The sequence below is a fragment of the Xanthobacter pollutisoli genome (assembly GCF_040044995.1).
Lineage (GTDB): Bacteria > Pseudomonadota > Alphaproteobacteria > Rhizobiales > Xanthobacteraceae > Xanthobacter.
Window position 1 is genome coordinate 24,866 of sequence record NZ_JBDZDP010000029.1, and the last position, 8,274, is coordinate 33,139.

Annotated in this window: 9 protein-coding genes and 1 pseudogene; all 10 read left to right on the forward strand. The window is 60.1% G+C overall.

Annotation, left to right across the window (positions count from 1 at the left end; translation table 11 throughout):
- Position 1 precedes the first annotated feature (1 nt).
- The 10 genes and pseudogenes from ABLE93_RS24790 (at position 2) to ABLE93_RS24835 (ending at position 8,136) form a co-directional block, all read left to right on the forward strand.
- Entirely contained in the window at positions 2–1,075 is a 1,074-nt protein-coding gene (locus ABLE93_RS24790) for a branched-chain amino acid ABC transporter permease (RefSeq protein ID WP_348842369.1), read from the forward strand.
- 6 nt (positions 1,076–1,081) lie between these two features.
- Positions 1,082–1,900 carry an ABC transporter ATP-binding protein gene (locus ABLE93_RS24795; protein WP_348842370.1) on the forward strand — a complete coding sequence of 273 codons (819 nt, stop codon included), beginning with the start codon at positions 1,082–1,084 and terminating at the stop codon, positions 1,898–1,900.
- A gap of 226 nt (positions 1,901–2,126) precedes the next feature.
- Positions 2,127–2,753: an ABC transporter substrate-binding protein gene (locus ABLE93_RS24800; RefSeq protein WP_348842371.1), complete on the forward strand. Its 627-nt coding sequence runs from the start codon at positions 2,127–2,129 to the stop codon at positions 2,751–2,753.
- Between the two features lie 59 nt (positions 2,754–2,812).
- Positions 2,813–4,090, forward strand: a complete 1,278-nt coding sequence (locus tag ABLE93_RS24805) for an ABC transporter substrate-binding protein (protein WP_348842372.1) — start codon at positions 2,813–2,815, stop codon at positions 4,088–4,090.
- A 77-nt stretch (positions 4,091–4,167) separates the two neighbouring features.
- Positions 4,168–4,944: an enoyl-CoA hydratase-related protein gene (locus ABLE93_RS24810; RefSeq protein ID WP_348842373.1), complete on the forward strand. Its 777-nt coding sequence runs from the start codon at positions 4,168–4,170 to the stop codon at positions 4,942–4,944.
- Between the two features lie 11 nt (positions 4,945–4,955).
- Positions 4,956–5,738 (forward strand): enoyl-CoA hydratase/isomerase family protein, encoded by a 783-nt coding sequence (locus tag ABLE93_RS24815; RefSeq protein WP_348842374.1) that lies wholly within the window; start codon positions 4,956–4,958, stop codon positions 5,736–5,738.
- 37 nt (positions 5,739–5,775) lie between these two features.
- Positions 5,776–6,534, forward strand: coding sequence for an electron transfer flavoprotein subunit beta/FixA family protein (locus ABLE93_RS24820; RefSeq protein ID WP_348842375.1), 759 nt, complete (start codon positions 5,776–5,778; stop codon positions 6,532–6,534).
- Entirely contained in the window at positions 6,534–7,460 is a 927-nt protein-coding gene (locus ABLE93_RS24825) for an FAD-binding protein (protein WP_348842376.1), read from the forward strand. The genes ABLE93_RS24820 and ABLE93_RS24825 overlap by 1 nt, the downstream gene beginning before the upstream one ends.
- Before the next feature lie 107 nt (positions 7,461–7,567).
- Positions 7,568–7,884 (forward strand): annotated as a pseudogene (locus tag ABLE93_RS24830) (transposase); the annotation flags it as partial.
- The gene (locus ABLE93_RS24835; RefSeq protein WP_348842378.1) at positions 7,873–8,136 is read left to right on the forward strand and encodes an acyl-CoA dehydrogenase family protein; all 264 of its coding nucleotides are present in this window, start codon (positions 7,873–7,875) and stop codon (positions 8,134–8,136) included. The pseudogene ABLE93_RS24830 and the gene ABLE93_RS24835, both read left to right, overlap by 12 nt.
- Positions 8,137–8,274 lie beyond the last annotated feature (138 nt).

The following is an 8,274-nucleotide window of genomic DNA, read 5'->3' on the forward strand; positions in this document are numbered from 1 at the left end:
CATGTTCTACCGGCTTTCTGGTGTTCATCACGCCGACTACAGTTCGGATAGGCGCATTTACAAGGTTCCTGCCGATCGCAACCTGGCGTTTGCCTGCCTTCTTGTCGGGCTGGCTGCGCCGTTCATCATCCCGTCGCTTTACCTGAACAGTTACATGCTGCCATGGTTGATATGGACGGCGGCCGCACTGGGGCTGAACCTGGTAACGGGATGGGCCGGCCAACTTCACCTTGGCTATGCAGCAGTCATGGCCGTCGGGGCGTATTCGGCGATCCACGCCGCGCGATTCGGAGCGCCCTGGGAATTCGCCTTGATCATCGGCGGGCTGGCGTCTTCGGTGATCGGCAGCCTGTTCGCCTTCGCTGCCTTGCGAGTAAAGGGACTATACCTCGCGCTGACAACGCTTGCGATGCAATTCGTGATGGATTGGGTGTTGACACATTCGCCGGCAATTTCCGGCGGATCCCACGCCTCGCTCCAGTCACCGACTCTGGCGTTGCTGGGGCAGCAGATCACCTCGGAGACGGGCTTTTACTATGTGGCCTTCGGATGGTGCGTTCTGGTGACGATCTTCATGCTGAACCTCAAGCGCACCGGTCTGGGGCGGGCTCTGGTCGCCGTGCGGGAGAAGGATTATGCTGCGGCGATCCTCGGGGTGAATAGTTTCTATTACAAGTTCCTGGCTTTCGCGACCTCGTCCTTCATCGCGGGCGTCAGCGGCGCCTTGCTGGTTGCGACGTTCTATTTTCTGGCCGCCCCGGAGCAGTTCTCGGTTGCCGTCTCGATCCAGGTGCTTGCCATGGTGATCGTCGGCGGCTTGTCCAGCATCATCGGATCCTATTTCGGCGTTGCCCTGATCCTGCTTGTTCCGGGTTTCGTGAACGGAATGGTGGTTGCGCTAAGCCACGGGCTTGGCGTGCAAATCAATGTCGAAACGCTCGCTCATATCCCGAACGCGGTCTACGGCGCGCTGATCGTGATCATTCTGCTGATCGAACCGCTGGGACTCGGCAAGCTCTACGGCAACATCAGGGACTATCTGATGGTCTGGCCGTTCGACCAGGAGAGGAAGTGACAAGAGATGTCCATGCAAGAAAAATCTGAAACCCAACCCATATTGTCGATGAACAGCGTCGAGGTGCTGTACGACAATGTGATGCTGGCGATCAAAGGTGTTTCGGTTCAAGTGCCCAGGGGCGAAATGATCGCACTTCTGGGTTCGAATGGAGCCGGAAAAAGCACCACGTTGAAAGCGATCAGCGGTCTTTTGAAGACCGAGCGCGGACGTATCAGCCGCGGCGAAATCAGGTTCGAAGCAACGGACATTACCGAAATGCTTGCGCAAAAACGCGTGGAGATGGGTATATGCCACGTTATCGAGGGGCGGCGGGTCTTTGAGCATCTGACCCCTGACGAGAACCTGACAGCAGCCGCGCCGCTTGGCATGTCCAATGCCGCGCTGAATGCCGAAAAGGAAAGGATATACAGTTTTTTCCCGCGACTGGCCGAGCGCAAGAACTCACAAGCGGGCTATCTTTCCGGGGGTGAACAACAGATGCTTGCCATCGGGCGGGCGCTGGTGACCCAACCAACGCTGCTGATGCTGGACGAACCGAGTCTTGGCCTTGCGCCGTTCCTTGTCGAAGAGATCTTCGGCATCATCAAAAAGATCAATCAGGAACATGGCCTGTCCGTTCTTCTGGTCGAACAGAATGCCCTTGCCGCGCTTGAAATCGTTTCGGAAGGGTATCTGATCGAGAATGGTCGCGTCGTCATGCACGGCACGGCCGAAACGCTCAAGGCCAACTCTGATATCCAGGAGTTCTATCTTGGTGGAGCTGAAGGCACGAACTTTCACGAAATCAAGCATTACAGTCGCCGCAAACGGTGGTTGAGTTAATTTCGACGTCGGAAACCAATCAGGGAGGAGAAGATGAAGGGAATTAGAAGGGTTATAGCCAGGCGGCCAACAACATTGCCTACATCAAGCAAGTGCATGGCGACAATCTCTCCGGGGTCAAGGTCGGGTTTGTCTACTTCGACTACCCGTTCGGCCAGGGGCCGATCGAAATCCTCAAGATTCTGTCCGAGAAAGAAGGCTTTGAACTCCTGCCTACCCGGTCCCGTTGCCCGGCAGCGACCAGGCTGGCGTCTGGTCCAAGGTCCGTCGCGATCAACCCGACCATGTGATCTCGTGGATGCTGGGCGGCGCGCATGTTGTTGCTTGGAAAGAAATGGCACGGAACCGTATCCCGATCGACAAGTATATTGCGGTCAACTGGCTGAACGAAGTCGACATCGCCAACATCGGAAAAGAGGCCGCCATCGGTCTCAAGCGCGGCACGAATGTTGTCGGCGGGCTGGACGTCTCGCTGCGCCAACAGATCATTGCCGAGCTTTATGACAAGGGTGAAGGCTCGGGTCCGTTGGACAAGACCGAAGACGTTTTCTACAATACGGGGCTGGCGATGTATTCGATCGTGTTCGAAGCCGCGCGCAAGGCCGTGGAAATTGACGGTCTGCCGATCACGCCGGAGTCCTACAAGGCGGGATTGGAATCCCTGAAGGAATACGACGCGAACGGGCTGATGGCGCCGATAACAGTGACCGCCGAAGATCACGGTGGCGGTGGCCGGACGCGTATCGAGATGTGGGATGGCAAGACATGGGTTCCGCAAACCGATTGGATCGCAGCTTACATCGACGTCGTCTGGGAAGTGGTCAAGGAAAGTTCATCGAAGTACGGACAGTGAAACACTGTCAAGCAAGAGACCCCAATCAGAACGGTGAGCGTGGCACCAAGGAAACCCACGTGGACGTCAACAAAAGGGAGAGAGAAATGAAAACCAAACCATTCATGAAGGCTGCTGGTCTCGCGATCACACTAGCGGCCGTGGCGGGTGTGACTGCCGCTCAGGCCGAAGAATCGATCCGGTTTGGCCTGTGCTTCGACGTGAGCAAATCATATACTTTCGTCTCGCCGCAGGTGGCACAAGGGGCCCAGGATCTGGCGATGCATGTCAACGCGAATGGTGGCATCGAAGGTCATCCGGTCAAGATCATCGTGCGTGACACAGGCAACGAACCGCAGCGCGGCGTGGAGTGTTATGAACAAATGAAGCGCGAAGGCGTTTTCATGTTTTACTTCCTGTCCACGCCGGTTACGAATGCGGTTCTGCCGCGTGCCACGAAGGATCGCAACATCCTGATGCAATCCTTCGTGGGCCGGGGGGATGCGGTCGATGGCGAGGTGTTCGATTGGGTTTTCCCGGTGGGGCCGACCTATTGGCAACAGGCAGCCAACGCCGTTGCCTTCATCAAAGGGCAGTTAGGCGGAAACCTTGGAAAGGCGAAGATCGGGTTCATCTATCTGGATTATCCTTTCGGTCAGGAGCCCATCGCGACCCTCAAGGCCCTGGCCGAGAAAGAAGGGTTCGCCCTTGAACTCTATCCGGTTCCGCTGCCCGGTTCCGACCAGGCTGGCGCATGGAGCAAGATCCGCCGCGACAACCCCGACTATGTGATCAGCTGGCTGCTGGCCGGCGGACATGTGGTCGCCTCCAAGGAAATGCGCCGCAACCGCTTCCCGATCGACCGCTACCTGACATCAAACTGGCTGAACGAGGTCGACATCGTCAACATCGGGGCCGAAGAAGCAAAAGGAATTCTTCGCAGCACCAACGTGGCCGGTGGCCAGGACGTCGCGATCGTGAAAACGATGCTGGAGACCTACTATGCCAACGGCAAAGGGAGCGGCCCTGAAAACCTGGTTCGCGACGTTTATTACAACACCGGACTAGCGATCTATTCGACCGCGTTCGAGGCCGCGCGGATGGCGATCAAGGAAAAGGGTTGGCCGCTGACGCCGGAAACCATGAAGACGGCCTATGAGGCGCTTTCGGAATACGATGCCAATGGCCTGATGGCCCCTGTGACCGTGACACCCACTGACCACGGCGGCGGCGGCAAGACCCGGATCGAACAGTGGAATGGCAAGACCTGGGTGCCGCTGACCGACTGGAATGCCGACTATCTTGACGTCGTTTGGGAAGAGGTCAAGCACAGCTCGAAGACGTTCTCTGTCAAATAAAACTGACCTTCCCCGCGGCAATCATGTCGCGGGGAAACCTCGCACGAAGATTATCCGAAGACAATGAAGCAGGTGTCATGAAGCCCATTGAGCTGACGATTGAAGACGGTATCGCGACCGTCTGTATCAACCGGCCTGAGCGCAAGAATGCGCTTTCCGTAGCCGCGACAAACGGGCTGACGGATGCCTGGATGCAGATCGAGGCGGATGAAAGCATCCGTGTGGCCATTCTGACCTCGGCGGATTGTGGCGTTTTCAGCGCCGGACTCGATTTGAAGGAAGCAACGGAGATCGCGCGCGATGAGGGCGTCGATATCCTGTCCAAAATGCGTGATCCGTTTCACGAGACCATGCGCGCCTGCCGCAAACCGATCATCGCGGCCATGACAGGCTCGCTGATGGCAGGCGGCATGATGCTGACGCTGAACTGCGATCTTCGCGTCGGGCTCAAGGGCACCAAGGTCGGCATCACCGAGGTCAAGATCGGGCGCGGATCACCATGGGCCTCTCCGGCCCTGTCGATGCTGCCGCAACCAATTCTGATGGAGATCGTTCTGACCGGAGATCTCCTTCCAATCGAGCGGCTGCACGATTACGGGTTTATAAACTATCTCGAAGACACCCCGGATGCTGTGCGGGCACGCGCGCGCGACCTCGCCAGGCGAATAGCGAGTGGCGCGCCTCTGTCCGTGGTGGCGGCGAAAGCCAGCGTTCGCGCGACAATGGATCTGGGCTGCGCCGGGGGTCTCGAGGAGGGCAAGCGCCTGCACGAGGTCGTTTACGCAAGCAATGACGCGATCGAAGGTCCCAGGGCGTTCGCTGAAAAGCGCGCACCGGTCTGGACCGGAACCTGAAGGAGACGGGCGTGACCGACTTGATGCGATTGGATCGGGAGGGACCGGTCGGAATCCTGCGTTTTCTTCAACCCGGCAAACGCAACCCTTACAGTATTGCATTTGTCGATAGTCTTGTGTCCTGCCTGCGCGAGGCCGAACAGGACGACACGATCCGTGCTGTGATCATGACCGGGGGCGAACATTTCAGCAGTGGCGGCGATCTCGTCGGTTTTCAGACTGAGATCGCCAAGGGCGCCCGCGCCACTTCCGAGATGGTCGACCGCGTTCACGACGGCGGCCGGGCGGCTTATCTGTTTCGCAAACCTCTGATTTCGGCCGTTTGCGGTGTCGCTTACGGTGCCGGTCTGAGCCTGGCCTTGTCGGCCGATATTGTCGTCGCCGCCGAGGATTCCCGGCTGTGCGAGGTTTTCGCGCGGGTCGGCGGCTGCCCCGACACCGGGTCGAGCTGGCTGCTTCAACAGCGCGCTGGTGCGGGCGTGGCTCGAATGCTGGTGCTGACGGGCCGCGAGATCGACGGCCTTACCGCAAAGGAATTGCGGGTGGTGGAGGAATGCGTGCCTGCCGGTCGGGTCGAGCCGCGTGCGCTGGAGATTGCACGCGAAATTGCCGCGCATCCGATGTTCGGCGTGCAGACAGCCAAGCGGGTGATGCGCGCCGCGGCCGAATCCAGCTATCTCGAGGCGCTCGATATAGAGCGCGATGCGCAAAGTGTCCTACTTTGCGCGCATGACTTTCCTGAGGCCATGAAGGCGTTTTCGGAAAAGCGGAAACCCGCATTCGAAGATCGCTGAGACCGCAGAAGAACACCAATAACCCCAAGGAGACAAAATGAAGGTGCTCGTGCCTGTCAAGCGCGTGATCGACTACAACGTGAAGGTTCGCGTGAAGGCGGACGGAAGCGGCGTCGATCTGGCGAACGTGAAGATGTCGATGAACCCGTTCGACGAGATCGCCGTCGAGGAGGCGATTCGCCTGAAGGAGGCGGGCAAGGCCGAGGAGGTGATCGCGGTCTCGATCGGCGTGAAGCAGGCGCAGGAGACGCTGCGCACGGCGCTTGCCATGGGCGCGGACCGCGCGATCCTGGTGGTCGCCACCGATGACGTGCACCAGGACATCGAGCCGCTCTCGGTGGCCAAGATCCTGGCGAAGATCGTCGAGGAAGAGGCCCCGGGCCTCGTGCTCTGCGGCAAGCAGGCGATCGACAACGACATGAACGCCACCGGCCAGATGCTCGCGGCGCTGCTGGGCTGGTCTCAGGCGACCTTTGCCTCCAAACTCGATGTCGCAGGCGATCATGCGCTCGTCACCCGCGAGGTGGATGGCGGCTTGCAGACGATCAAGGTCAAGACGCCGGCCATCGTTACCGTCGATCTGCGCCTGAACGAGCCGCGCTATGCCTCGCTGCCCAATATCATGAAGGCCAAGAAAAAGCCGCTCGATGAGAAAACCGCCGCCGATTACGGCGTGGATGTCAGCCCGCGCCTCGAGATCGTGAAAACCTCGGAGCCCGAGGCGCGCAAGGCCGGGCAGATCGTCGGTTCGGTCGATGAGCTGGTGGCGAAACTCAAGGAAGCGGGGGTGGTGTGATGGCGGTTCTTCTTCTGGCCGAAGTGACCGATGGTCAACTGAACGTGGACGCGACCGCCAAGGCGGTGACGGCGGCGGCGCAACTCGGCGATGTGACGGCGCTTTGTGCCGGGGCCTCTGCGGCGGCGGCCGGCGAGGCGGCGGCGAAAATCGCCGGGGTGAAAAAGGTGCTGGTGGCCGAGGATACCACGCTGGGTCATCGTCTGGCGGAACCGACCGCGGCGCTGATCGTGTCGCTCGCGGGCGATTACAGCCACATCGTCGCGCCCGCCACGACCGACGCCAAGAACGTGTTGCCGCGGGTGGCCGCGCTGCTCGATGCGATGGTGATTTCGGATGTCTCGGCCGTCGTGGATGCCGACACGTTCGAGCGCCCGATCTACGCGGGCAGCGCCATCCAGACGGTGAAATCGCGCGACCCGAAAAAGGTCGTCTCGATCCGCACCTCGACCTTTGACGCGGCGGGCGAACAGGCCCCGGCGCCGGTCGAGAGCATTGCTGCGGTGGCCAATCCCGGCCTCTCGGAATGGATCGAGGACAAGGTCGCGGCCTCGGACCGTCCCGAACTGACCTCGGCGGGCGTCGTGGTCTCGGGCGGACGCGGCGTAGGTTCCAAGGACGATTTCGCGCTGATCGAGAAACTGGCCGACAAGCTCGGCGCCGCTGTCGGCGCCAGCCGCGCGGCGGTCGATTCGGGCTACGCGCCGAACGACTGGCAGGTAGGCCAGACCGGCAAGGTCGTGGCGCCCGACCTCTATGTCGCGGTCGGCATCTCGGGCGCGATCCAGCACCTGGCAGGCATGAAGGACAGCAAGATCATCGTCGCCATCAACAAGGACGAAGAGGCGCCGATCTTTCAGGTCGCCGATTATGGCCTCGTGGCGGACCTCTTCACTGCCGTTCCGGAACTCGTGGAAAAGCTCTGAACCGCATCACCTTGAATACAGAGGTGGCTCCGCGAATTCGGACAGTCACGTGAGTGGATTTCGTGCCTGCAGGCGGCGAGGATATCGCCGCAGTTCAGGAGCATTGGATGACCAGACGAACCCGCCGCACCCATTCCCCGGCGTTCAAGGCGAAGGTGGCATTGGCCGCGTTGAAGGGCGAGAAGACGCTGTCGGAGTTGGCCCAGCAGTACGACGTGCATTCCCACCAGATCACGGGCTGGAAGAACCAGCTTCTGGACGGCGCGGCCGGTGTCTTCGGGGCCGGGAAGACGGAGCCCGCAGCGACGCCCGTGGACCTGAAGGCACTTCACGCCAAGATAGGAGAGCTTGCGCTGGAGAACGATTTTTTGTCCGGCGCGCTCAACAAGGCCCGCCTGTTGAGCGCAAAGCGATGATCGATCGGGTGTGCGAGGGTCTGGAAGAAGGCGAAGGCGGGCGCGGCGAAATCCACAAACTTACGGCAGCTGCGGTTTTCAAGGCGGCCGAGGCCACCTCTTTCGTGCTGGACAAGGCCGTGCAGATCCATGGCGGTTCCGGCTATATGCGCGACACCGAAGTGAACCGGCTCTATCGCACCGGTCGTGTGCTGGAGGTCGGGGCGGGCACCCAGGAGGTGCGCAAGCTGATCATCTCGGGCGAACTTCTGAAAAACTGAGGCAGGAAATGAAGGCTCAATTCGCATTAGCTATGCATGATCCGATTTGGTAGGCTGGCGGTCTGCACGCAGGAGGCGAAGATGGACCGGCAAGACTACATGGCGTGGCTTTCGCAGATCGACGACCTCTCGGCGGAG

Excerpts from the sequence above, each read along its gene's own strand:
- ABLE93_RS24790 (WP_348842369.1), top strand. The coding sequence starts at position 2 with ATGTTCTACCGGCTTTCTGGTGTTCATCACGCCGACTACAGTTCGGAT.
- ABLE93_RS24810 (WP_348842373.1), top strand. The coding sequence starts at position 4,168 with ATGAAGCCCATTGAGCTGACGATTGAAGACGGTATCGCGACCGTCTGT.
- ABLE93_RS24825 (WP_348842376.1), top strand. The coding sequence starts at position 6,534 with ATGGCGGTTCTTCTTCTGGCCGAAGTGACCGATGGTCAACTGAACGTG.
- ABLE93_RS24835 (WP_348842378.1), top strand. The coding sequence starts at position 7,873 with ATGATCGATCGGGTGTGCGAGGGTCTGGAAGAAGGCGAAGGCGGGCGC.
- ABLE93_RS24820 (WP_348842375.1), top strand. The coding sequence starts at position 5,776 with ATGAAGGTGCTCGTGCCTGTCAAGCGCGTGATCGACTACAACGTGAAG.
- ABLE93_RS24795 (WP_348842370.1), top strand. The coding sequence starts at position 1,082 with ATGTCCATGCAAGAAAAATCTGAAACCCAACCCATATTGTCGATGAAC.